The sequence below is a fragment of the Spiroplasma endosymbiont of Sarcophaga carnaria genome, assembly GCF_964019595.1.
GTDB lineage: Bacteria > Bacillota_I > Bacilli_A > Mycoplasmatales > Mycoplasmataceae > Spiroplasma > Spiroplasma poulsonii.
On sequence record NZ_OZ026456.1, the window covers coordinates 1,007,473 to 1,032,865 of the forward strand.

General features: G+C 27.7%; 26 protein-coding genes. 23 read left to right on the plus strand and 3 right to left on the minus strand.

Translation table 4 applies throughout. The features are described 5' to 3' along the window. Window positions 1–16 precede the first annotated feature (16 nt). The 12 genes from AACK91_RS05810 to AACK91_RS05865 all read left to right on the plus strand — a co-directional run bounded on the left by AACK91_RS05810 (window position 17) and on the right by AACK91_RS05865 (window position 13,787). Window positions 17–958, plus strand: coding sequence for a hypothetical protein (locus AACK91_RS05810; protein ID WP_338965046.1), 942 nt, complete (start codon window positions 17–19; stop codon window positions 956–958). Between the two features lie 256 nt (window positions 959–1,214). After that, complete coding sequence (metK, locus tag AACK91_RS05815; protein ID WP_338965049.1) at window positions 1,215–2,366, plus strand: methionine adenosyltransferase; 1,152 nt, start codon at window positions 1,215–1,217, stop codon at window positions 2,364–2,366. Between the two features lie 44 nt (window positions 2,367–2,410). Then, the gene (locus AACK91_RS05820) at window positions 2,411–3,232 is read left to right on the plus strand and encodes an HAD family hydrolase (protein ID WP_338965051.1); all 822 of its coding nucleotides are present in this window, start codon (window positions 2,411–2,413) and stop codon (window positions 3,230–3,232) included. A 115-nt stretch (window positions 3,233–3,347) separates the two neighbouring features. Then, window positions 3,348–3,881, plus strand: coding sequence for an XRE family transcriptional regulator (locus AACK91_RS05825; protein WP_338965052.1), 534 nt, complete (start codon window positions 3,348–3,350; stop codon window positions 3,879–3,881). Window positions 3,882–3,904: 23 nt separating this feature from the next. Next, the gene (gene potA / locus AACK91_RS05830; RefSeq protein ID WP_338965053.1) at window positions 3,905–4,957 is read left to right on the plus strand and encodes a spermidine/putrescine ABC transporter ATP-binding protein; all 1,053 of its coding nucleotides are present in this window, start codon (window positions 3,905–3,907) and stop codon (window positions 4,955–4,957) included. 12 nt (window positions 4,958–4,969) lie between these two features. Continuing rightward, window positions 4,970–5,938, plus strand: a complete 969-nt coding sequence (gene potB, locus AACK91_RS05835) for a spermidine/putrescine ABC transporter permease (RefSeq protein ID WP_338965055.1) — start codon at window positions 4,970–4,972, stop codon at window positions 5,936–5,938. Next, window positions 5,922–8,537, plus strand: coding sequence for an ABC transporter permease subunit (locus AACK91_RS05840; protein WP_338965057.1), 2,616 nt, complete (start codon window positions 5,922–5,924; stop codon window positions 8,535–8,537). Before potB ends, AACK91_RS05840 begins: the two co-directional genes overlap by 17 nt. 70 nt (window positions 8,538–8,607) lie before the next feature. Further along, entirely contained in the window at window positions 8,608–9,165 is a 558-nt protein-coding gene (locus AACK91_RS05845; protein WP_338965058.1) for a hypothetical protein, read from the plus strand. Window positions 9,166–9,175: 10 nt separating this feature from the next. After that, entirely contained in the window at window positions 9,176–9,436 is a 261-nt protein-coding gene (locus AACK91_RS05850) for a hypothetical protein (protein ID WP_338965060.1), read from the plus strand. A gap of 11 nt (window positions 9,437–9,447) precedes the next feature. Next, entirely contained in the window at window positions 9,448–11,226 is a 1,779-nt protein-coding gene (locus AACK91_RS05855) for a ComEC/Rec2 family competence protein (RefSeq protein WP_338965062.1), read from the plus strand. Window positions 11,227–11,304: 78 nt separating this feature from the next. Beyond that, a complete protein-coding gene (gene holA / locus AACK91_RS05860) occupies window positions 11,305–12,270 on the plus strand; it encodes a DNA polymerase III subunit delta (RefSeq protein WP_338965065.1) in 966 nt (321 codons plus the stop codon). Between the two features lie 29 nt (window positions 12,271–12,299). Further along, window positions 12,300–13,787, plus strand: a complete 1,488-nt coding sequence (locus AACK91_RS05865) for a hypothetical protein (RefSeq protein ID WP_338965068.1) — start codon at window positions 12,300–12,302, stop codon at window positions 13,785–13,787. Between the two features lie 77 nt (window positions 13,788–13,864). On the opposite strand, the gene rpsT is transcribed toward AACK91_RS05865, so the two are convergent. Beyond that, entirely contained in the window at window positions 13,865–14,116 is a 252-nt protein-coding gene (gene rpsT / locus AACK91_RS05870; protein ID WP_338965070.1) for a 30S ribosomal protein S20, read from the minus strand. Between the two features lie 266 nt (window positions 14,117–14,382). On the opposite strand from rpsT, the gene AACK91_RS05875 reads away from it, so the two are divergent. The 4 genes from AACK91_RS05875 to AACK91_RS05890 all read left to right on the plus strand — a co-directional run bounded on the left by AACK91_RS05875 (window position 14,383) and on the right by AACK91_RS05890 (window position 16,551). After that, window positions 14,383–14,550, plus strand: coding sequence for a hypothetical protein (locus AACK91_RS05875; protein ID WP_338965072.1), 168 nt, complete (start codon window positions 14,383–14,385; stop codon window positions 14,548–14,550). Between the two features lie 65 nt (window positions 14,551–14,615). After that, window positions 14,616–15,047 carry a ribose 5-phosphate isomerase B gene (rpiB, locus tag AACK91_RS05880; protein WP_338965075.1) on the plus strand — a complete coding sequence of 144 codons (432 nt, stop codon included), beginning with the start codon at window positions 14,616–14,618 and terminating at the stop codon, window positions 15,045–15,047. Window positions 15,048–15,055: 8 nt separating this feature from the next. Next, window positions 15,056–15,772: a hypothetical protein gene (locus AACK91_RS05885; protein WP_338965078.1), complete on the plus strand. Its 717-nt coding sequence runs from the start codon at window positions 15,056–15,058 to the stop codon at window positions 15,770–15,772. 146 nt (window positions 15,773–15,918) lie between these two features. Beyond that, complete coding sequence (locus AACK91_RS05890; protein WP_338965080.1) at window positions 15,919–16,551, plus strand: hypothetical protein; 633 nt, start codon at window positions 15,919–15,921, stop codon at window positions 16,549–16,551. Here AACK91_RS05890 and AACK91_RS05895 read toward each other — a convergent pair. After that, the gene (locus AACK91_RS05895; RefSeq protein ID WP_338965083.1) at window positions 16,544–16,771 is read right to left on the minus strand and encodes a NifU family protein; all 228 of its coding nucleotides are present in this window, start codon (window positions 16,769–16,771) and stop codon (window positions 16,544–16,546) included. The genes AACK91_RS05890 and AACK91_RS05895 overlap by 8 nt on opposite strands. 137 nt (window positions 16,772–16,908) lie before the next feature. Here AACK91_RS05895 and AACK91_RS05900 point away from each other — a divergent pair, with 137 nt between their 5' ends. Further along, on the plus strand, window positions 16,909–17,937 hold the full coding sequence (locus AACK91_RS05900) for a ribose-phosphate pyrophosphokinase (RefSeq protein ID WP_338965085.1): 1,029 nt from the start codon (window positions 16,909–16,911) through the stop codon (window positions 17,935–17,937). Window positions 17,938–18,067: 130 nt separating this feature from the next. Here AACK91_RS05900 and AACK91_RS05905 read toward each other — a convergent pair whose 3' ends face one another. After that, window positions 18,068–18,559: a hypothetical protein gene (locus AACK91_RS05905; protein WP_338965087.1), complete on the minus strand. Its 492-nt coding sequence runs from the start codon at window positions 18,557–18,559 to the stop codon at window positions 18,068–18,070. Between the two features lie 590 nt (window positions 18,560–19,149). Between AACK91_RS05905 and AACK91_RS05910 the strand changes: the two genes are divergently transcribed. From AACK91_RS05910 to AACK91_RS05935, 6 genes are all read left to right on the plus strand, one after another. Next, complete coding sequence (locus tag AACK91_RS05910; protein ID WP_338965089.1) at window positions 19,150–20,352, plus strand: hypothetical protein; 1,203 nt, start codon at window positions 19,150–19,152, stop codon at window positions 20,350–20,352. After that, entirely contained in the window at window positions 20,353–21,315 is a 963-nt protein-coding gene (locus AACK91_RS05915) for an IS1/IS1595 family N-terminal zinc-binding domain-containing protein (protein ID WP_338963247.1), read from the plus strand. Window positions 21,316–21,524: 209 nt separating this feature from the next. Continuing rightward, the gene (locus AACK91_RS05920) at window positions 21,525–23,195 is read left to right on the plus strand and encodes a hypothetical protein (RefSeq protein WP_338965092.1); all 1,671 of its coding nucleotides are present in this window, start codon (window positions 21,525–21,527) and stop codon (window positions 23,193–23,195) included. Further along, complete coding sequence (locus AACK91_RS05925) at window positions 23,195–23,497, plus strand: hypothetical protein (RefSeq protein ID WP_338965095.1); 303 nt, start codon at window positions 23,195–23,197, stop codon at window positions 23,495–23,497. The genes AACK91_RS05920 and AACK91_RS05925 overlap by 1 nt, the downstream gene beginning before the upstream one ends. Before the next feature lie 72 nt (window positions 23,498–23,569). Beyond that, entirely contained in the window at window positions 23,570–23,743 is a 174-nt protein-coding gene (locus tag AACK91_RS05930; RefSeq protein ID WP_338965098.1) for a hypothetical protein, read from the plus strand. Between the two features lie 57 nt (window positions 23,744–23,800). Then, window positions 23,801–25,387: an ABC transporter gene (locus tag AACK91_RS05935; RefSeq protein WP_338965100.1), complete on the plus strand. Its 1,587-nt coding sequence runs from the start codon at window positions 23,801–23,803 to the stop codon at window positions 25,385–25,387. Window positions 25,388–25,393 lie beyond the last annotated feature (6 nt).

A 25,393-nucleotide genomic window follows, 5' to 3' on the forward strand; every position in this document is an offset into this window, starting at 1 on the left:
AAGAAGGAGAAGTTAAATGACTAGTTTTATTAAAACAGATCTTATTATTGTTATTTGTGCCATCGTAGGGATTTTTCTTTGCCGTTATTTGCTTTTTCGATTTTACCGTCTTTTTAATAAAAAAGCCAAACCAGGACAAATTCAACTACCAGAATATATTGAAAATAAACATTTTCTTACTGCTGATCAGTATGAATTAACAACATTGGGAACAGTTAATAAGGATAGTGAATATATTCTTTTGGCAGTGCATGACTTATATGGAGCGAAAGAGAATTTTATGGGATTAGTTAATAATGATGAGCTATTAAAAAACAAAATAAGTGTTATTACTTTTAACCAACGAAATGTCAAGGATAATGTTTCAGCGCGCATCAAAAATGTTGGGTTTTTAGTTAACGACATTTTTGATGTCATTACGGCATTAAAAAATAAATACGAACAGCAAAAGATTATTTTGTTATTAGAAGGTTTTTCGATTAGTTTAATTGGTTTATTGTTAAAAAAGCAACCATTAGTTGAAAAGGTTATTTTAGTTAATCCAGTTACTAATCATAAAGGAATTCGTTTTTCAATTACTAGTAAAATTGGTATTGGTATTGGTTTTATTTTTAACTTAGATAAGTTACTTAAAATCCACATTGATTATCAAGTTTTAAGTCAAAATGAAATTTATAGTCAATTAATGTTGCAAAAAGAACAGACGTATTTTTTAAATCAAATTTTACAATTTAATTATTTAAATAAAAAACTTCTTAAACAACTTAATAAAATAAAACTAACCACTTTAATTGTTCAAGTAGAAAATGATAAATTTTATAATAATAAAAAAGTAAACTTAATTAACAATAAAATGATTAACATTGTCAAAGTTTCAGTAGCAAAGCACTATCTTTTTACTGATAAAAATATTGATCATAAAATTTTTACAGAAATTATTAATTTAAAACAAAATTAATTAATTTTTAAGTTATAATAAATATGTTGTCAAGTAACAACATAAAACTTATTTTGAAGTGGTTAGTACGCTAAACAATGATCCACTAGCAACCCTATATTTAATTAGAAGGTGCTTTTAGCAGGGCAAGATGATATGCTACCAATAAGATTTATTAGTTATTGAATAAAGTTAACTATTAATTTAAGTGTAAACATATTATTATTAATGCCACATTATTATGATGTGGTTTTATTTATGATTAAGGAGAAAAGGTATGAAGAAAGAGAAAATTTTATTTACTTCTGAATCAGTTTCAGAGGGACATCCTGATAAAATTTGTGATCAAATTTCTGATGCTGTTTTAGATACTTGTTTACGAGAAGACCCGTTTTCACGAGTTGCTTGTGAGTGTTTTGTTACAACGAACCGTGTTATTATTGGCGGTGAAATTACAACAAAAACAAACGTTGACTATGCAGCAGTAGCGCGAAAAGTGTTAAAAGAAATTGGTTATAATAATGCTGAATGAGGAATTGACTGAGAAACTTGCGAGATTGAAGTTTTAATTAAAACACAATCACCAGATATTTCCCAAGGGGTTGATAATTTTGGCGCTGGTGATCAAGGGATTATGTTTGGTTATGCGACAAACGAATCAGATAATTATATGCCATTAGCCATTTCGTTAGCCCATGCATTAGTTAAAAGAGCAAGTATTTTACGAAAAGAAGGAATTTTTCACGGAGCTCGTCCGGATATGAAATCACAAGTGACATTAGATTTAACAAATTCTAAAAATATTTTTATTGATACAATTTTAATGTCAATTCAATATGATGAAGATATTGATGAAAAGAAATTTAAAGGATTCGTTATTACTGAAATTATGGAACCAGTTGTGAAAGAATTTAAAATGAATTTAGATTTTAAAGTATTGATTAATCCAACTGGACGTTTTGTAATTGGAGGACCGAAGGGAGATGCTGGATTAACTGGTCGGAAAATTATTGTTGATACATATGGTGGTTATGCTCGCCATGGCGGGGGTGCTTTTTCTGGTAAGGATGGAACAAAAGTTGATCGTTCGGCGGCTTATATGGCACGCTATGTTGCCAAAAATATTGTTGCAGCAGGATTAACTGAACGTTGTGAGATTCAATTATCTTATGCAATTGGTGTTGCAGAACCAATTTCAATTTTTGTTGAAACCTTTGGAACAAATCTGGTTTCTAATGATGTAATTTTAACGGCTATTAAAGAGAACTTTGATTTTCAACCACAAGCAATGATTGCAAAATTAGAATTACAAAAGCCAATTTATCAACAAACAGCAACTTATGGTCATTTTGGTCGTTATCATAGTGAATTACCATGAGAGAAATTAGATAAAGTTCAAAGTTTAGTCAAATATCTGTTGGTTTCTTAAATTTTAGATATAATTAAAAGAAAGGAAATAAGGAGAAAGAACTAATGGAATATAAGTTAATTGCGCTTGATTTGGATGGAACAACAGCTCATCGAAATCAAATTTCAAAACAAAACATTGCTGCAATTAAATGAGCGTTAGCAAATGATATTAAAGTAATTATTGCCACTGGGCGTAGTATTGGAGTAATTCGAAAAGTGGCAAAAAAATTAGGAATTATTGAAAAACAAATGCCAGTGATTGGTTTTAATGGTGGAATTATTTATGATTTTGCTAAGGAAAAGATTATTCAACAAAATGCTTTTACAAATGAAGAATTAATTACTGTTTTTAATATTGCTAATGAATATCGTATTCAATTATGAGCTTATTCTGTTGCTAATGATCATTTAGCCTATGTTAATACTAACCATGGTTTTATGGTGAAATGAATGAGTATTCATACAAAACGAAAAAGAATTTTAGTTAAAAATAGTAATACTTTGCACGACCAAGCATATAAGTTTGTTGTTAGTGGTAAAAAGGAAGCTGTTTTAAAATTTAAAGCAAAAATTTTAGTGAAATACGAGTTTAATGTTTTTGATTCATCATATTTAACAAACCAGAGTTTAAATTTAGAAATTAGTCCAAAAAATAGTGATAAAAAAGATGCTTTAGAGTATTTGACAAAGATATATAATATTCAGCCTGCGGAAGTTATTGCCATGGGTGATGGTTCAAATGATTATGCAATGTTAAAATGAGCAGGTGTTGGAATTGCAATGGGAAATGCAACAGATGATATCAAGGGTATTTCTGATGATACAACAGCCCATTATCGTCGTTCCGGAGTTGCTAAAGCAATTGATAAGTATTTTAAAAAGTAAAAAATATCAAAAAAGTATTGATATTTTTTTTGTTTTCCCTATAATTAATGTGGTTGTAATTTTAAAACAAAAAGTTTAGTATAACTAAACACAATTACAAAAAGGATGTGTGCATATGTTACTGGGTGAGAAGATTAAGTTGTTACGTCAAAAAAACAATTTAACAATTGAAGAATTAGCTAATCGCTGTGAATTAACAAAAGGTTTTATTAGTCAACTTGAACGAGATATTTCTTCGCCTAGTATTGTAACACTTCAAAATATTTTAGAAGTGTTAGGCACCAACTTAGCAGATTTTTTTAAACAAGAAAAAAATAAAAAGTTTGTTTATCAAGCAGATGATCATTATGAAGTTAAACAAGATAATTATCGCATTGAGTGATTAGTTCCGAATGCACAAGCAAACGAATTAGAACCAATTTTAATTCAGATTAAACCACATTGTGAATCCGAACGGATTTTACCATTTGAAGGTGAAATTTTTGGATATGTTTTAAAGGGGACAGTAATGGTTTATTCTGGACCAAAAGCACAAAAAGCACAAGCAAAAGATAGTTTTTATTTATATGGGAACAACCAACATTATTTAAAAAATGAAACAGCTGACATCGTTGAAGTATTATGAATATCAACGCCACCAACATTTTAAGTTGCTAGAAAGGAAGAAAAAAATTGGAAAAAAATATTTTAGAGTTACGTAACATTTCAAAACAATATGATGGGAAAGTTGTTTTAAAAGGGATTAACTTAAACATTAAAGAAGGAGAATTTGTTACATTATTAGGTCCATCTGGATGTGGAAAAACAACAACATTAAGAATTATTGCTGGTTTTGAGCAACCAAATAGTGGTGAATTATTATTTTTAGGAAAAGATTATCTTAAAATTCCGGTTCATAAACGAGAGATTAATACTGTTTTTCAAAACTATGCTTTATTTCCCCATCTAACTGTTTTTGATAACATTGCTTATGGTTTGAAAATTAAACGAATTAAATATGATGTTTTGGAAGCAGAAGTTAAAAAATTTCTTTTTTTAGTCGGACTAGAAGGTTTTGAAGATAAGTCAGTTGAATTATTATCGGGGGGGCAACGTCAGCGCGTAGCTTTAGCGCGTGCCTTAATTAATAAACCAAAGGTTTTATTATTAGATGAACCAATGGCGGCGTTAGATGTAAAATTACGGAAAAAAATGCAAGCTGAACTAAAAGCTTTACAAGGGGAGATTGGTATTACGTTTATTTTAGTAACGCACGACCAAGAAGAAGCACTAACAATGTCTGATCGAATTATTGTAATGAATGATGGTGCAATCCAGCAAGTTGGAACCCCAACTGAAATTTATAATGAACCAGAAAATATTTGAACCGCACAATTTATTGGTGATTCAAATATTATTTCAAATGCTATTTTCTTAAAAGATAATTGTGTTCAATTTGATGGAAAGAAATTTGAATGTCTTGATCGTGGTTTTGGTGAAAAAGAGGATCAAATTGATATTATGATTCGCCCCGAAGATATTGATATTGTTCCAGTCGGAAAAGGATTTTTTACCGGTGTAGTAACTAGTGTTAATTTTAAAGGTGTTCATTGAGAAATTATTGTTAAATGTAAAGATCGCAAATACTTAATTCATTCAACTGATAAAGTTGAAGAATATGACACAGTTGATATTTCATGACATGTTGAAGATATTCATGTTATGTGAAAAGAGATTGATGATTAAGAGGAGGGTATAATGGCAAACAAAGAAAAACCACCAGGGAAAGTTAAAACTTGATTTAAAAAACAAACTAGTCGTGCTAAATCACGTAGACAACATTTTGCTGCTTGATGTCGAACAAAATATCTCAACATTTCTTATCAGGCAAAACAAAGTAAATGATTTAAACGAGGGTTAAATCCAATTTTATGACCATACATTATTATTATGATTTTATTAATTGTTGTTCCGTTACTAATTATTTTATTATATTCATTTATTCAACCAACCGGAAATAGTTTAGTTTTTGAAATTAATTTTAAAAATTTTGTAACTTTTTTATCAGAACGAAAATTTGTAATTGCATTGCTCTTAGCACTAGGTTATTCATTTATTGCGGCTTTAATTGCAATTGTAATTGCATATCCAGTTGCTTATGTAATGGCCTTTTGTAAGTCAAAACTATTATCAAAAAATATTTGAATTCTTGTAACTTTACCGATTTGAATTAATATGTTATTAAAAATTATTGGATTACAAACCTTATTTAATATTATTGCGCCAGGATTATTGGGGACCCCAATTTCAGTTGTAATTGGGGTGGTATATGCTTTTTTACCATTTGTGATTTTACCAATTTATAATAGTTTAGATAAAATTGATAAATCATTAATTGAAGCTTCAAAAGATTTGGGTGCAAATGGTTTTAAAACATTTTGAAAAGTTGTTTTTCGTCAATCAATTCCAGGAATTATTGCTGGAGGAACTTTATTGTTAGTTCAAGCAGCAACTTCTTTAATTATTGTTAAGTTTATGGGGAATGGTCGCATTAATTTAATTGTTGATGTAATTGAATCATATTTCTTTAAAGGCGAAAACTTTGGAATTGGAGCAGCAATCTCAGTTATTTTAGCAATTATTGTTTTTCTGATTATTGTATTATCAAACTTATTATCAAGATATTTTGAAACAAGAAAGGGGCGTCGTAATGAAAAGATTTCTTAAATCATCTTACATGGCATTAATCATATTGTTTATTTATGTTCCAATTATGATTCTAATTTTGTTCTCATTTAACATTGGGGAGAGTACGAGTATCTTTAATGGCTTTTCTGATCGTTGATATAAACAACTTGCTAATGAACAACCATTTCTACAAAGTATTATTGTTTCTGTTTTTACTGCCCTTATTGCAACAGTTATCTCGGTTATAATTGGAACATTAGCAGCGATTGGTTTAAGTCGTGCCCGTAAGATTACACAAAAAATGACATTATCAATTACTAATATTCCGTTAATTAATGCCGATATTATTACGGCGGTTTCGTTAATGATGTTATTTATTGCCCTGGGAGCTAACTTTGGAATGCTTACCTTAGTACTGGCCCATATTTCGTTTGATGTACCTTATGTAATTATTACTGTTTTACCAAGGTTACGAAAAGTTGATCCAAAATTACTTGAAGCATCATTAGATTTAGGAGCAAAACCATCACAAACCTTACGTAAAATTATTTTACCAATTTTAAAACCAGCAATTATCGCTGCTGCTGCAATTGCTTTTGCAATGAGTTTCGATGATTTCATTATTTCATATTTCACCGGGGGTGATGATGTTAACGTTGCAACATTTATTTACACAATGAAACGAATCAAACCATTCATTAATGCATTTGGAACAATTTGTATTGCAATTATTGCTTTTGTTATTATTGGTTGAAATGGTTGAAATATTTATAAAATTAATTACAATCGTTTACGCCGCGAAATGTTAAAAGGAACATATAAAGATAAAGACATTATGTGTTATGAAATGAAATTAGCATTGCTTTATCATCAACTTAATACTAAAAAATTTCAAAGTGAAAACCAAAAAGAACGTTTACGTTGAAAAATTATTAAATTAGAAAAAAAATATGAAAAAACCTTAGTATGAATTAAAAATAAAAAACAAACTTTTATTGAACGCCAAGAAACTAAAGAGAACATTAACAAAATGTCACGAAAAAAATTTCGTTGATTTTCACGGAGTTGAAAACCATTATTATTAGCAGTCATTTCAGTTGGTTCCGTTGGATTATTAACGGGGGTTTATATTAGTAATAACATTTATGATTTGGCCGTTGCCAATTGAGGTGGTTATATTACTTCTGATTTAATTAGTAATTTTGAGAAAAAATATAATGTTAAAGTTAAATATAGTGTTTATGATAGCAATGAAACATTGTACAATAAATTATATACAACGCATTATGATGTTATGGTTCCAAGTGATTATATGGTCAATAAATTAGCCCAAGAAGGGCGCTTAGAAGAAATTGATTATCAAAAACTAAATGATGTTGATAAAAGTTTTAATATTATTAAACCTAATCCAACATATAATGAAAATAATTCAGGTAAATGAACAATTGGTAATCAGTATTTTAATGATTTAAATATTTATATTACTGCAGTAAAAGAAATTAATCCAGATTTTTATCAAAACTGTGTTGTTTCAACTATTGACCCAACACAATCAAAGTGTTTTGATAAAACATATGCGGCATCATTAAATAATGGTTTGTTAAATATCTTAAATGAAAATAAAATTAAAGGGACTGATAAGTTGGCAGGGCAACCTAATGCTGATGTTAAAACAATTGTAAATTATAGTTTACCATACTTTTGAGGAGAAGTTTCATTAGTTATTAATCCAACAAAAAGTAACTTAGATTTTTTACAAGATATTTTTGCTAAAGCAAATACTAACTTACCAGCACCAGCAAAAGGAAAATTTGGTTATCAACGTGAACAATGAGATCCTGCAACAAATCGTGATCAAATTGCTATTAATGAAGTAACCCACAATAATATTTATTCAAATGGTATTTCATGAGATATTCTTTGGCAAGCAGCAGCAGCTAAAAAACGAGTTTTAGTAAATAATGATCCACGAAATTTATTTATGCTAGCAAATGAAAAAAATTATTTTAGACCAATTCCAAAAACACAAAGCCAAGTTGATGTTGATTATAATCAATTAACAACATTATTAAAAAACAATAATGTTGCTTTGATGAATGATGAATTACTTAATGCTGTTGGTGATGGAAACTTTGATTTTGCATTTATGTATAATGGTGATGCGATTTATGCTGACACATTATTTGCAAATAGTAGAAAAGAAGCCAGCGGTACAAAATTAATTATTACTCGTCCCCGTGCAACAACCCAGTGAATATCACAAACAACTGAAGGAACTAATATTTGAAGTGATAATATGGTATTAGCAAAAGATGCTAAACACAAAGATTTAGCTTATAAGTTTATGAATTATGTTGTTCAAAATGCAACAGCAATAACAGAAGAAGCAAATTATACTTCACCTTATCAACAAGTTATGGATTATGAAAATAATTACAACTATTATAGTAATGGCCATGATCCCGAATCAGGAACAATGGTTAACTATCGTCGTGATTATGTACCGGTGGCAAGATTTGATGAGACGCTTCAACAGTATATTGCTAAACCACAAATTTCCGACGGTCCATTTATGTTGACTGACTTAGATACTTATCTTTTAGATAAATATAATATTTTAATTGCTGGGAAGAATTAGAGATGTATCATCTCTTTTTTTCTTGCAAGGAAAATGAAAAGACAATGATTATATCATAAGTTGAAAGCGGGTGGTTTTTGTTAAAAAGAAGGGATATTTTATTTTTACAATATTATTTGGTATTTTAGTTACTTTAATTTATTTTTTATTTTCTTGACGAATAAATGTTAATAATTTTGTAGAAAAAGACCTCCGAAAATATGATTACAAAATAATTTTTACAAATAAATATAATTTACCATTAGCACAACCAAAAGTAATTCCAACTCCTGTTTGAATTTCTGCGGAAATGGTTGGTTGAACAATTGAAACAATTTTATTAAATTATCAGTTTGATTTTAATGTTTTTGCTCCAATTCATAAAAATATTTTGCAAAAAAAATATCAGCAAATATCAACAATTGGACTAATTCCAACAGCACAGTATATTAAATGATATCAACGGCAATTATTAACAAAACAACTTTTAAAACAAGTTTTAATTCCAAATTTTCTGCAATCAAAAGTTATCAAAATTTTGCAAGATAAAGTAAATTCTTCTAAGATTATCATTACTAAATTACAACAATATTTAAGTGGTAGTTATTTAAAATATTTTAATATTATTAGGTTGTTTTGTGTTTTTTAATCTAAAACAGATGTATTGTTTTTTTAAAAAAGCAGATTTTATTTTACTTGGAGGAATAATTCTTTCTAATTATTTACTTTTGATAAATAGTTATTATGCTATTTTAGTTATTTTTATTTTAGGTTTTGTTTTAATTTGACAACAACGAAGAATTCATTTATTAATATTAATTTTAGCGATTATTGTGTCAGCAATTTTATCTTATTATTTAAAGCAACCAAATTTTTATCACAATCAAATTGTTACTGGGCAGATTCAAAAGAGGGGGTAGGTTATTATTATTTGCAAATTGGTTGAAAACAATATTTTTTGAAAACAACGCTTAATTTTGAGGTGCATAATCAAGTTCGTTTACAAGGATATTATTCGGCAATTATCTCATCATCTAATATTTATGAATTAAATCGCCACGCTTGATTAAATGCGAACAATATTTTTTATCAATTTAACTTAACAAAAATAATAGAAGTTAAAACAGGAACTAGTATTCTTGCCAAAATAACAAATTTCTTTAATAATTATGATGATTTAACAAAGGATACAATTTATTTAATTTTGTTTGGTCAGAAAGCAAAAACAACACTTAATTTGTATAATGATTTTGTCAAAATAGGGGTCATTCATTTATTGATTGTTTCGGGATATCATATTAATATTTTATTTTGTTTTTTAGATAAATTATTTCAGCGAATTTTTCGAAAAAAAATTTATTATTATTTCATTTATGGTTTCTTACTTTTTTATTTATATCTTTTAAATTACTCTTTTGCAAGCGTTAAAGCTGTTATTTTATTAACCCTTTCATTGTTTAACACTCATTTTTTACAAAAAAAATTATCGTTGCACAAAATATGAGGATTAAATGTTTTCTTAGTATTATTATTTTTTCCGTATAGTTTTTTATCAAGTAGTTTCTGGTATAGTTTTACAGTAACATTATTTATTTTTACTTTTCAAACAAGGACAAAGCACTTTACTTTTTATCAAAAATTATTTTATTATAATTTTATGATTTTTGTTGTATTACTTGGTTGGACAATGTATTTTAATTATCATTTAAATTTTTCTAGTATGTTGTTTAATTTGTTATTAACACCAATTTTAGTGTTAATTTATTTCCTTTCATTTCTAATTATTTGCTTACCACCTTGTTATTTTGTTTACCAATATTTTTATTTGTTATTAAGGAACTATGTTATTCTTTGTACAAAAATTAATTTAGTATGAAATATTGGTGTTGTTAATATTGGTTATATTGTTTTATATTATCTTATTTTATTAAGTGTTATTAATAGTATTGGGTTATGAAAAAAGATCCTTGCTTTTGGGTTAATACTTTTTTTACTTTGTAGTAGTTTTCAAAATACTTTGTTTAATGCTAATTATTCTATGACAATGCTAAATGTTGGTAATGGTCAAACAATTGTTTTTCAAGATAACCGAACTTTAAGAACTGTTCTGTATGATGCTGGTGTGGGTAGGGGTCGGTCAAAACAATTAGTAAGTAATTATTTACGATGAGCAGGAGTTAATTGAGTTGATGCTGTTTTTATTTCACATCAATATGATGATCACTATAATAATTTATTAGGAGTGCAAAATTATTTTTTAGTTAAACAAATTATTTATAATAATACTAAGTTAACAAGGATTAGATTTGGAGAAATGAAATTTACGGTTTTACATCGGTGGATTAATGACTCTGATGAAAATAATAATAGTTTAGTTGTTTTAGTTAAAATTAATAATACTAAAATTTTATTAACAGGAGATATTACTCAAAAAATTGAACTTAATTTATTAGAACAAGATTTGACAACAGTTACTTTATTGCAAGTTGCTCATCGTGGCTCGGTGACAAGTTCTAATCTACTTTTTTTGCAAAGAATAAAACCAATGTTTTGTTTTATTTCTGGTGAAAAAACAAAACAACAAAAGTATCCTGATGCAACAGTTTTACAAAATTTGCAAGCTGTTAATTGCCAAATTTATTTTACTGGTGGTAAAAGAAATCTTCAGTTTCATATTATTGATAAAAAAACAGTTCTCAAATTATTTTAAGTTAACATTTTAATTATTTGTTTTTATGATAAGATTACTTTAACATAGTTTTTAGCACAGTTTAAAGGAGTTTTAAAGATGTTTTTAATATATGGGGAAGATGCTTTTTTAATTAAAATGCAAAAAAATAAAATTCTAAAGAAAATTAATCCAGATAATGAATATGATTTGCAAGAGTATAGTTATTTAGAAGATTTTCTTTTAACAATTTTAAATGATGCTAATACAATACCATTATTTTCTGAAAAAAGAATTATCATTATTAATGATAGTTACTTTATTACCGAAGAAAAAATTAAAACAAAAGTTGATAATAAAGAATATTTAACCCATTTAATGGAATATTTGTTAACTCCCAATCCAAGTACTTTCATTATTTTTATTTGCCCAGTAAATAATATTAGTAATCGTTTAAAAATAACAAAAAAAATGTTGGAATTAACTAGTGTTTTAAAAGCAACTAATTTATCATACAATGAATTAACAAAATTTATTGATAATTATATTGTTAAAAATAACGGAACAATTAAGCAAAATTTAATTAATAAAATTGTTGAATATTTACCAAATAATTTATATATTATTAAAAATGAACTAAAAAAATTACTTTTAATTGATAAAGTGATAGCTGATGATTTAATTGAAAATAATATGACAAAATATTTGGATACGGATATTTTTAAATTGGTTGATGACCTATTAAAAAATGATTTAAATAATTTTCTAATTAATTATCATTATTTGCAAGAACGGGGATTAAGTAGTATTGCTTTGTTAGCTTTAATTACTAATAGTGTTATTTTTACAAGAGATATTATTGTATTATCTGCTTTAAAGAAAACACCATCCCAAATTGCTGAAATTCTACAAATTCATCCTTTTCGGGTTAAAAAAATTGCTGAACATATGCATAATTTTAGTATCAAAAAAGCAAATAATATTATTAAGGAATTATTTTGAATTGATTATAATATAAAAAAGGGTATAATAAGGAAAGAAATTAGTAGTGATTTGTATTTAATTAAATTATTTGATATAAATTAAACTATAGCAAAGAAAGACGAGGGAAACAAATGAAAGAAAATAAATTATATGCTCATATAGTTTATACATTATACAATACATTTAATGATGACAATATAAAGGCACAAGTAATCGTTAATCCAGAGTTTAAAAAATTAGTAATTCAGCAAATTTGTAACCTATTGACATTAGAAAAAGAATTTAATGCAAATTTAAATGATAATAAGTTTACTCTTTCATTTGCACAAGTCTTAGCCGATATTACCAATGAATCAGAAACAATTGAAAAAGTTGACGGGGCTACTTTTAACTCGTTAGATGAAGAATATGTTGAATTTGTACAATATATTGTTCAAAATTTTGAAGTTGAAAAAAGTTATATTACGAGAGAAAATGTGATTACAAATGAATTAATTGATGCAACAGCTGATTTTACTGATAAAAAAGCAGTTGAAAATGCACAAGATAAATTAAAAATTAAAACTAACAAAGAAGAATTAGATGAATTACGGGACAAAACAGGACCAACAATTGCTGGTGCGGGTGCTGCTATGGGTGGGATGGGACCTAACTTTCCTGATCCAAATAATTTTGATATGTCGCAGATGATGCAACAAATGGCTAATATGCCAGTTCCACCGCGATTGGATCCCCGTTTTTACTTTTATACTTCAAAACCAAAATATATGCCGCTTTTGAAAAAAATTGTTGCTGGTGTTGTAATTCTAGCGTCGGTTTTATTAGTAATTCTATGATTTTTAACTTCTTATTTAAATATCCGCTTAGATACAAAAGTAATTGTTTATACAATTCCGGGAACAAAATTATCGATTATTGTTGGTGGAGGAGCAGATTCTGCCTTACATAATGTGAATAATAATTTTAGTAAAGAAGCATTTGCTTTTGGTTCGCAGTATAACTTCTCATTAATGTTGTCCGCTGGTTTACAAACATTTTCTGGGATTCTATCAATCTTACCGGGAATTTTCTTGGGCTATGAGTTATTGGGGAAAAAACGTTTTAAACGAGATAACTATGTTGTTCGTTTTTGACCAGTTGTGTTGTCAATTGTGATTTTATTATATTCTGCGTTATCATTAATTCAAGTTTTACTACCAAATATGGTTGAGAAATATCTTAATAAAATCTCAGTTCCTAACAATGGAGTAATTATTAAAAACGACCCCGGATTAGACATTACTGGTGGGTTATTATTGCCAGATTCTGATTTGGCTGAAACAATTAAAAGTTTAATAAATGAAGTGTATAATAATACAACTTATCAAGTTTTACGAATTTTTACAATTATTTCAATGATTATTGGTCTAATTGCTGGAATTATGGTTGTTATTTTAGCTGTTTTAGCACCTAAAGTAGATCGCAATAAATTGATTCGTGCTAATACAGAATATCAAAAAGCAGTGACAGCAATGATGAGTGGTCAAAAATACGAAATGGACCCAACGCTGTTTGATGATGAATTTAAAGATGACAATGTTTTTGAAAAAGATGACTCATATCGTAAGAAAGATAATTAAAATAAAAAGTTTTCATAAATTAATTATGAAAACTTTTTATTTTAATACTGTTGTCTATTTTGAAAAAGGATGCGTAATTAATTTGCTTTAAGCATTAATTTACTTTTAACACGAGCAGCTTTATTAGCATGATAAATTCCTTTAGTAACTGCTTTATCAACTAAACTAATTGCTGTGCTAACTAGTTCTGTTGCATTTGCATCATTTGCATTGATTGCAAATTCTGCTTTTTTAATTGCAGTTTTTATTGAAGATTTAAAAGATTTATTTGCTAAATTAGCTTTTGCATTTGTTGCAACTCTTTTCATTTGTGATTTAATATTAGCCATGTTAGGTCTCCTTTCATTTTTTAAGACACAAAGGAATTATAGCAAATAGATAAAAAGGTGTAAAGAAAAGTAGTACTTTTTCTCGATAATTTATAACTTTTTTTCTTGATTATATGTATAATAAAGGTAATAGGAGCTACGGGCATGGGTTATTATTATCAACATAAGTTAGGATTTTCTTTTCATGGTTTACAACGCGGATTCGGGAACGAATTCCACTTTTTAAGAATGAAAATGATTGAATCATTAAAGATAAAATTATTAAAATGATTGACAACTCTTCTGATCGGATTGAAACAAGGAGTAATTTATATATTAAATTAGATGATTTAGAGGGTAATTTGTATGTTGCTGTTGAAAAACAACAGCGTTTAATTGTTACTGTAACACCAATGAGTCCAAAAAAATTACTTGATGTAATTACCCAAAATTAGGGTCTAAGTGTTTTCGTGGGGAAGATGTGTTATAGTTAAAATATAGGCAAAGGAGAAAAGAAACTATGAAAGTGATTATAGGGAACGATCATACTGGTGTTGAGATGAAAAACGCAATTGTTAAATATTTAACAGATCAAAAACATCAAGTTATTAATTTAGGGACAAATAGTGATGCGGCAGTGGATTATCCAGACTTGGGTCAAGCAGTTGGTGAAAAAGTGATGCAAGAAAAAGATAGTCTTGGCATTGTCATTTGTGGAACGGGAATTGGAATTTCAATTGCAGCCAACAAAGTAAAAGGAGTAAGAGCGGCGTTGTCCAATGAAACAAATTTAACTAAATTAGCACGTGAACACAATAATGCAAATGTTTTGGCATTAGGGGCCCGTGTTATTGCTATTCAAAATGCAATTTGAATTGTTGAAACATTTTTAAATACTAGTTTTGATGCGGGACGTCATGCGTTACGTGTTGATAAACTTAATAAACTGTAATTATTGTTATGAATAATTGAGATAGTTTAATTTTGTATCCCTTTTTAACAATATTAGTAATGATTGCTTATGTTATTGGTTTGGTTAAAAAAGGAGCAAAATCTTTTTGGCAATGAGTTTTTATTGTTCAACATTTTTGTTTTTGATTAGCATTATCATGTACATTAACTTTAAACTATAATTTTATTATTTTTGATTTTGCAAAAAACATTACTTCAATTGCAATTTTATTTGCCGTTAGTACTTCGTTTTATGCTGCCATCTTTTTTATTCCAGGAGCATGAATTACTGTTTTGGTTCGTAGCCGGAAACTATGATTGTGGATTTCATATGGGTTAATGCTTTTTGGAATTTTATTAGTTTTAATTTTGCCATATAATTGAGTGGCAATGATTATTTGTACCATTGCGTTTGGATTTGGTGTTTCAACCAATTCAATATGATATTTAAGTTTTAATGAAGTTTATTTATATCGAACTAATCCGTTTTTAACAATTGCTTTAAACTTACCAGTTGTATTTTTAGCTAATATGGCAGGAGCAAATTTTTTAATGTTTGTAAAAAATTTTAATCAAAATCCTTTAACATTACATTATGTTATTTTTGGAACTATTTTTGGTTTGTTAATATTTGCGATGATATTTTGTTTTTATTTGCCAGAAATTAAGAGTAATATTGGTGCATTTCAGCCACCAGTATTAAAACAACTTCCGCTGTTTTCATAATGAAAAGTTGTTATTATTTTTGTTTTGTTATTTTTTGTCGCAATATTAAGAGAAATAAGTCAAGGTGATTTTTAAACTTATTATTAGCTCAAGAAGCTTGGGTTAAGTACCATAACAAAATAATTGTCGAACAATATCTTCATTCTGTGCAAGAAATTTGGTGAATTGCACAAATTGTTGATGCCGCATTAATATATCATTTTTTTGTTAAAAAGGTTGGAATTAAAAATTCACTAATATTAGCATTTGCTATTTGAGGAGTATATTTCATTTTAGCCGCAACAATTTCAGTGCCAGAAGTTTTGTTGGGATTGCAAGTTTTAAATGGTTTTGCTTTAGGAGTATTATTTGGGGTTTTGTTTTCCTTAGCAATTATGTGGAATTATCGGATTCGAAACCGACCGGTAACTGGTTGTTTTTCGGCACTAAATTCTTTGATGACTTTTTTAGTTCAGTTTTTAATTCGTGTTTTTGCTGACAATCATTTTGGTATTTTTAATAATTTAGCGATAAATTGAAATTTACCATTTGTTGAAAACGATGCATTTTTAAAAACACTAAAAACTGTTATTTTATTTTTATATTTAGGGTGTGCACTTAGTTGTTTTGGATTAATTATTCTTGTTTATTTTACTGCTAAATTTATTAGTGGTGAGTATTATTATCCAAAACAAGCGGAAGTAAAATTAGCGGAATTAGTAGGAATGGTTGTTCCAGAACGGGTTGATCAAAAAATTGTCTTACAAGAATATTTACAAACAAAAAAAGAAGTTACATAATAACTTCCACTGTTTTAATGTCAGGCATTTCTTGTTTAACAATTTGTTCAACGCCATCTTTAATTGTTGAATCAATTAATCCGCAGCCAACACATGCCCCAGCTAATCGAACATAAACAACATTATCTTTAACTTCGACAAATTCAATGTCCCCACCATCTTGGTTAATATAGGGGCGAAGATTATCGATAATATCTTTTGCTTGACTTGTTTGTGTCATTTTATCACCTTCATTATTTATTATATCATTATTATTTTCTAATAAAAGATTGTTTAATTCATTATGGATAAGTATATAGTATAAGTAAGGATTCAATTTGAATTTTTATCTCATACCAAAATTTTATAGGAGGACTAATGGAAGAAAAGAGTTTTAGTATATATGGCCTGTCTGCTGGAGTTAAGTTAGCAGATGAAATTTGTAATATGTTAGGTGTTAAAAGAGAAGAAATGGAAACTATTCGTTTTGCTGATGGAGAAATTTTAGTACGAGCAATGAATTCAGTTCGTGGCAAAGATGTTTACATTATTCAATCAACATCACGGCCAGTTAATGAAAATTTGATGGAGTTATTAATTGCAATTGATGCTTTAAAACGCGGAAGTGCACAAAGCATTAATGTGATTATTCCTTATTTTGGTTATGCGCGACAAGACCGTAAAGCGCGTGGCCGTCAACCAATTACTTGTAAGTTAGTTGCTAATATGTTAACAACAGCAGGGGCAACAAGAGTGATGACTGTTGATTTACATTCACCACAATCAATGGGATTTTTTGATGTTCCTGTTGACGATTTACGTTCAACACAAGAATTAGCAACAACAATTATTCGTAAATTCGAAGAAGATCATATTACTGAAGAAGTAACAATTGTTTCACCAGACCACGGTGGATTAGTTCGTGCTCGTGACGTTGCTAATCGGTTAGGGAGTTTGGCCGGGAATATTGCGGTAATTGATAAACGTCGCCCAAAACCAAATGTTAGTGAAGTTCAATTTGTGTTGGGAGATGTTAAAGATCGAATTTGTTTTATTGTTGATGATATGATTGATACAGCAGGAACAATTTGCAATGCCGCTAAAGCTTTAAAAGAAAATGGTGCAAAAGAAGTATACTTATTAGCTTGTCATGGTGTTTTTTCACCACCAGCAAAAGAACGATTAACTGAAATCATCAATAATGGAACTGTCAAAAAAGTTATTGTTACGAATACAATTGATATTAATAGTGACCGTCTCTTTGATGGGTTAGAAGTTATTTCAATTGCTAGCTTAATTTCACAAATGATTAAAGCAATGATTGAAAAACGTAGTTTATCTGATGTTTATCTACAATGTAATGAAAAAATTAAAAAATTAGTAGAAAAAATCAAAGGAATAAAATAACAGTCATTTAATATATTAAATAAAAATAAGATACTAAAATAGTTATTAAAAAAGTTTAAGGTTAATTAAAAAATAGACCTTAAACTTTTTAATTTTAGTATGGTAGTTTTCTAAAACCTACTATATTTTGTTATTTTACTTTATTTCAAGTTTTGTAATTTGCTCTAACTAAAAATGATAATGTTGTACGACTATATTGTCGCACATAACCTGGATCATAATCAAAGAAGGGGCCATTATTTGTGATTTGATATTTTTTACTATTGTTTGGTTGTTTTGCTTCCTTTTTAGTTGGTGCTTGATGAATACTTTCTTGCTTTGAAATTGTACGACCGGCATAGTTAGTTTTTTTAATTTTTTGTGTAATTCGTTTATGTTTCTGTTCATTAATATACTCTAATTGTGAAGGCGGTTTAACTTGCTGTGGTTTAATTGCAACAATTTTTCCTTCTTTTTTATTATTAGTTTTTTTGATTGTAATTTGTTTTGGTGTTTTTGGCAATTCCAAAGTTTGACCGGGAGTTAAATTTTTTGTAATTGATAAAAGGAGTTGTTTTTGATCTTGTGTTAGTCCTTTTTTAAAACGTAATAATCTTTCAATCGTCGGTGCATTTAAGCGCATTGCTAATAGTTAATTTAAAATATTTTGATTTTCTACAGTATATTTTTTTGTTGTGATATAGGGTTGAAGTTGTTGTTAATTTGTTTGTACTCATTTTGTTCCTCATTTTTTACATATATTTTTACGATACCATATTTTTTAACAATCTGGTATGCTTTATAAGAATTTTTTAAAATTGTTTTTTAAATGTTGTTACATTTAACAATGCCAAAAAATTAAAATTTATTTACAAATTTTAAAAAATAAAAGAAAAATTTCTTGCAATTTATTTTTACATCGTGTATTATTTTATTCAATTTTTTATATTGATTAATACCTCCTTTTATGTTAATATTAATAAATTAGTGTAATTATTTAAGAGGGGTTATTTTAACATAAATAAAGATACTGAAAAAGATCTTAGTGAAGATATTGATCCAAACGCTTCGCCTGATCAAAATGAAATTGTTAATCCTAAATCTGAGAAAAAACAAACTACGGATAACATTAAATATGGACGTGCAACATTTGGGGGAATTTTTAAAACAGAATTATATAATTCTATTGCCCGTGATAAAAAACATTTGCTGCGATTTTTATTAATTTGTTTTATGTCTTTTTTGTATGGAATTATTTGTATTACTGGAGTTTGAGATCCAGTTGCTAATATTTCAAAAGTACCAATGGCAATTGTAAACCGTGATGATGCAACTTGTGTTGCTTATGTTAATAGTAAAGGTGGAAATGAATTTATTGACAATGCAGTTAAAGTTGGTTATTTAGAAGCAAAAAGCTCAGAAGAATGTAATGGGCAAGCAAGCAAATGATACCAAAGTGAAAGATTTGATCCAAATAAGTATGAACTTAATTATCGTTATTCTTCATTGGTTGATAGTGTTATTACTAATAATAACAAATATGATGAAAATTCAAAAACTTTAACAACATCAATTGGTGATATTGCAACAACAATTAAATATTTAAAAGAGACAGAAACTAGTTTTACTCCAAATAGTAAATACTGAGTGCAACTAAAAATTCCAACTGATTATTCTTTAAATACTTATAAATTAATGCGTGGATTAGCTCAAATTGGTGAACCAAATTTTACTGATGATGATGAAAACGATTTCTTTAAAACAATGGATTATTTCAGTGCTAATAAAATGGAATTTTGAGCGACATATGAACATAGTTTTATGATTGGTAATATGATGAATATGTTACAAGCGGGTTTTGGAAGTTTAGCTAGTAGTATTCTAGCAACATTAGCACCAGAAACAATGTTTTGATTAGCATCACGACAAGATTATGGTGAAAGTTCAAATGGTGGTGGGAGCTCTCATTTTGGTGAGTATTATATTATCCCCAAAAATATGTATAATTTTATCATGGCTGTTGTTCAAAACATTAGCACATATGATTGTGATGGGAAAGTATGTCAGGGACCAAAACCAAATGAGCCATCAAACTTATATAAAGCGTTACAACATCTAAAACAAAATAACCCTAAATTATATGAATCCGTTAACAAAATGTTTGGTCATATTAAAAACGATGTTATGATTTCTGTTGGTGGGATTATTGAATTAAAAATGGCGGATATTTTACCGCTTGCTTTTCAAATTATGTTTCCTGATTTAGGAAGCCCAAAAGATAATGACCCAAGATGAGAACAACGTGTTTACTTTTCAGATTATAAAACAAAATTATTATATGTAACTCAATATTTTTCTTTAATTTTGTCGAAAACTCTTGATATTTATAAAATATACCTAAAATTAGGTATATTTTTAATATATAGAGGTAAATAAATGATGAAAAAAATAATTACAGAATTAATAAATAGCTTAACAGATGATCAATTTTTAGAATTTTATGAAAAAATAAAACAACAAGCAGACTTAATTAAAAAACAAAAACGTTTAAATGAAATTGATCAAAAATTTAGAGATAAAGGCATTATATGTCCTAATTGCAAATCTTTTCATTGTGTTAAAAATGGTCATAATTCCGAAGGAAAACAAAAATATTTATGTAAAAAATGTCGTGCTAGTTTTGATGCATTTCGTCATCATTTTACTTATTGAAGTCATTTAAATTATGAACAGTGAAATTTATTAATTCAAATTTCATTGTTAGGACAATCTAGTAAAATAATTTCTCGTTTTATTAAAACAACCCCAAAAACCGCTTGATATAATCGACAAAAATTAATGCAATCAAAACAATTAGAAAATACACAGTTAAAATTTAAAAAATTAAATGGTCAAATCCAAATGGATGAAACATTTATTAAAGAAATTCATAAAGGCAATTTTAAAGATAAATTTGATAAACGAAAAACTCATCTCGATCCATTTTCAACTGATACCAAATGCTGTATTCAAATGGCAGTTGATAGCAATAATAATATTTTTGTTCAATCCACCAATACCAAAAGATTACAAAAACAATGGATTATTGAAAATATGAATAAGCAACTAATTAAAGAAAAATCAATAATTATTTCTGATATGCAACCACTATATTTATTAGTAGCAAAACAAACAAATTCTACTCTATATTCCACCAAAACTAGTACAAACCCTGATACTAGTTATCAAAAGTTAAATAAGATTAGTAAATTACAATCCAGTCTTAAAGAAGCCTTAATTCATTATCATGGTTTGGGTTTCACTAATATTCAAAATTATTTAAAGCTCTGAAAATGAAAATACCAACACAAAGGTTTAACACCAAACCAACAATCAACGGTATTATATTTTAACGTTTAAAAAATTTAAAGCAAAATCATAATCTTACACAAAATTAGTTTTCAAATTGTCATATTGATGATTTTTTTTATTTCATCAAGAGTTTTCGACAAAATTAAAGATATTTTTTAAATAATGTATCAAAATCAACTAGTGTTAATAAACATATCCAAGGTTATGAATTTGGAACTTATGGATATGGATTAGGATTATATTTTATTTCAATTTCATTGTGAATTGGAGCTATTACGCAAACATTTATTTATCGTAAAAAAAGTTATACGCCTAATGCAAAATGATATCAACACTATTTTTCAAAATGATTTACAATGTTGATAACTTCCTATGCCCAAACGCTATTGTTATTCTTAGGATTATTAGCTGTTGGTTATGGAAAATTAGGATCACCAATTGTTTATATGCTGATGTGGATGATTGTCACAGCGACCGTCTTAACAACAATAACCCAGGCGCTCTGGTACTCAATGCCAGATGATAATGTCGGGCGATTCTTATCTATTATCTATACTGTCTTTAATTTAACGGCCGGGGGGGGAAGTTTCCCAGTTATTTTACAAAATGGCTTTTTCCAAGCAATTAGTTATATTGTGCCATTTAAATATACGATTTTTGGAATGAGTAATATTGTCTATGGAATTGCATCTAACGAGGGAATTGTTAGCATGTATAACAATGAAATTTTAGGGTGTTTTGGAGCATTACTAATTTTCCTAGCAGTCTTTTTAGGAATTGGTTTAGGAACGGCATATATTTATCGTCGAATTGAAATGTTTGGAACATTTAGCTTAAAAGAAATTTATGAAACAATGGATAATATTGATGCAACAAAAGAATTTGTTAGAAGTCGTCGTGTTATTAACAATTTAAGTGTTGAATATGCTTTATTAATTAAAGAATATATTGATGAAAAACATCGTGAACAAAAAATTAAAGATTTAGAAGATAAAATTAATTCATTGTATAAAGATCCTGCTGTTGTTCGAATTAAAAAATTAGAAGCAATAATTGAAATGTATCGAAACCGTTTTGAAATAATTAAGCAAAAATATGTTATTTTAGTTCAAAAAGCTGAAATTACAAATGATAGTTATGATATTCGTAAATCACAAATATTAAAAGAAAAATTAGAAACTTTAGGCGAAAAAATTAAGGCAGCACGAAAAGAAATTGAAATGCTGAAAACTAATCCAAATTATGAACGTATTCTAAAATTACGTGAACAATTTGATAATTTAAAAGACAAATATAATTTTGCAACACGAACAATTAATGACAATAGTTCAAAGCTAAAATTACGAAAAGTATATACTTTACGACAACAATTAACATATATTCAAAATAAAATTGATGAGTTAAACAGTAATACAAAGAAAACAGTTTTTGATAACCCACGTGATAAAAAAATTAATAAATTAATTGTTCAATATAATCTAGAAAAAGAACATTTAAATCATTTAAAACAAACAAAACCAGAATCAAGAATAGTTGCAATTTGCCAAGAAAAATTATTAATATTGGCAAATGATATTAAAGATTTAGAGGCAAATAAAACCCAAGTTAATCATCATATTGAAGACCGTATTGCTAAATTAAAACGTCAATTAGAAGAATTAAATGCTGAAAAAGATAAAAATTATAAGTTATCGAAAATTACAAAAGATGAAATATACAATATTAGAATTCATAAGATTAATACTAAGATTGAAGATATTAATCACCAAATTGAAAATCTAGAAGATGAATTACGTTCAATTATTGAACAGCAAAAAGATAAAATTACTAATAAATTTAAATTTGCAAAATATAATGCGGAATTAGTTAAATTAAAAACAAATTATGTTTATGATGATAACCGCGAAGGAATAGATTGGGAGGCTTAGTGATGAAAAACGACGAGTACAAAATAAATAAAAAGAATAACACGGATATTAAACCAAAATTTAGTGATATTTTAAAAAACGAATTACGTGCCTTTTTTGTTGAAAAGCCATTTAATAAAGTAATCGCAATTGTTGGTTGTTTTATGACCTTTATTTATGGATTTTTCTATATTTGAGCCTTCTTTAATCCGTATCAAAATTTGCGAAGAATACCAATGGCAATTGTTAATCAAGATGCTAATGTTTGTATGATTTATAAAGATGATAAAAACTTGCCACCATCAACTGATGGGACTGATTAATTATTAAATGCAGAAGGAATTTCATTTGATTATACTGTTAATAATCAAGCAGATTGTACTTCACAAGCAAAAATGGTTGGGAAAATAGGTTATTATACAAGTATTTCTGATGAAGCTGTAACAAAATTAAATTTTTACAATGCTGACACTAATCGTTTTACTTATGACTTAAAAGTTGGAAAAGTTGAAGGAGATTATGTTCGCTATTCAGGGCAAAATGTTAGTGAATTAGATAGTAAATATTAAGTTCAAATCCGAATTCCACAAGGATTTACACAACATTTAGCTTCATTAATTGTCAACATGAATAAAGCAAATTATGCTTGCTTTGATGGTTTTGATAGTAACAATGTTTGCAAAGACGGTGACCCAACACATGTTTTACCAGCAACAGAATTAAATGGTATTATTATTAAGGAATTACGTTGATTTGTTCAAAACAGAATTATTTTTTGAGGAACATTTCGCCAGAATTTTGCAAGTGGGATGATTAGTAATTTTTATGGAAATTTAACAAAAGCATTAAGTGCTCAAATTTTACCACAGTTAATGGCTACAACTTTGTTTACAATGTTTAGTTATTATCCACCAAATTCAACAAATCCTAATGATCGAACAATTCAAGAAGCTGATATTAATCGCTTTCTATTTGAATTCATTGATCCATCATTGGTTCCACCAATGGTTATTGCTGGACGCCCAGTTAAATTAAGTGATTATATCCCAGTCCAAAAAAGAGCAATTGCTTTAAAAAATATTTTAGATGTTGCAATTTCAGGAAACTATATTAGTTCAAAAATTGCTGATGAAATTTATCGCTTCTTAACGGGAATTCAACCAATTTCATTAATGCCAATTGTTAATGACTTATTTCAAATTAACAATCCAAAACCAAATCCGGCATTTGACATTGATCTTATAACCTATCAAGTTAAATTTAATCGTAAGGAAATGAATTATACTGAATTTTCAGCAGCATCAAAAAGCTTTACTGAAACAGGTTCTAATTTAATAAATATTTTTAAAATGCCACATACTTTAGTTGGAAAACAATATAGTCAATATGGAATTGGGTTAGGAGAAGCATTTATTTTAATTGCAACTTTCATTGGAATCTTTGCTTCAACAATTATTTATAATCGCCGGTCACGGACACCTAATACTAGATTTTATCAACATTATTTATCTAAAATGCTAATTTTACAAGTTAATATGTTTATTCAAGTCTCAATTTTATTATTAATGTTATTGCCAATTGGATTTTGACAGTTAGGATCAACATTTTGGTTACTATATTTATTCTCACTTTATGTTGGGTTTATCTTTACCTTTATTGTTGGTGGTATATGGTTATCCATTCCTGATGAAGTTTCTTCACGGGTATTAAATATGGTTGTTCTAATGTTTAATTTTGCTTGTGGATGAATTTTATTCCCATCATTTATGTCAAATCCATTCTACAATGCATTATCAAATATTATGCTACTCATTTATGCAATGCATAATATGGGAAATATTATTTATTGAATTGCATCGGGGGCGGGACAATTATGATACTATCAAGCAGATATTATTAAAAACTGTTTAGTCTTATTAGCAATGGCTATTATTATGATTGTTATAAAATTAGCGACATTACATATTCGGTTCTTTCGTGCTCATTATGGAACACGTCGAATGAGTGTTATTTATAAAGCAATGACACAAGTTGAAAGTACAGCAGAGTATGCTCATAAAAGAAGTGTGTTATTGATTTTAACAAAAGAGCAGAAAAAAGAAATCAAGGCAAAAGTTAATGAAATATTGTTTACAAATATTAGTGAAAAATATTCTTATACAAAATTAAGTAAAAGACAAATTAAAAAAATGGAACGAAATTCAATTGATTAAGGAGGA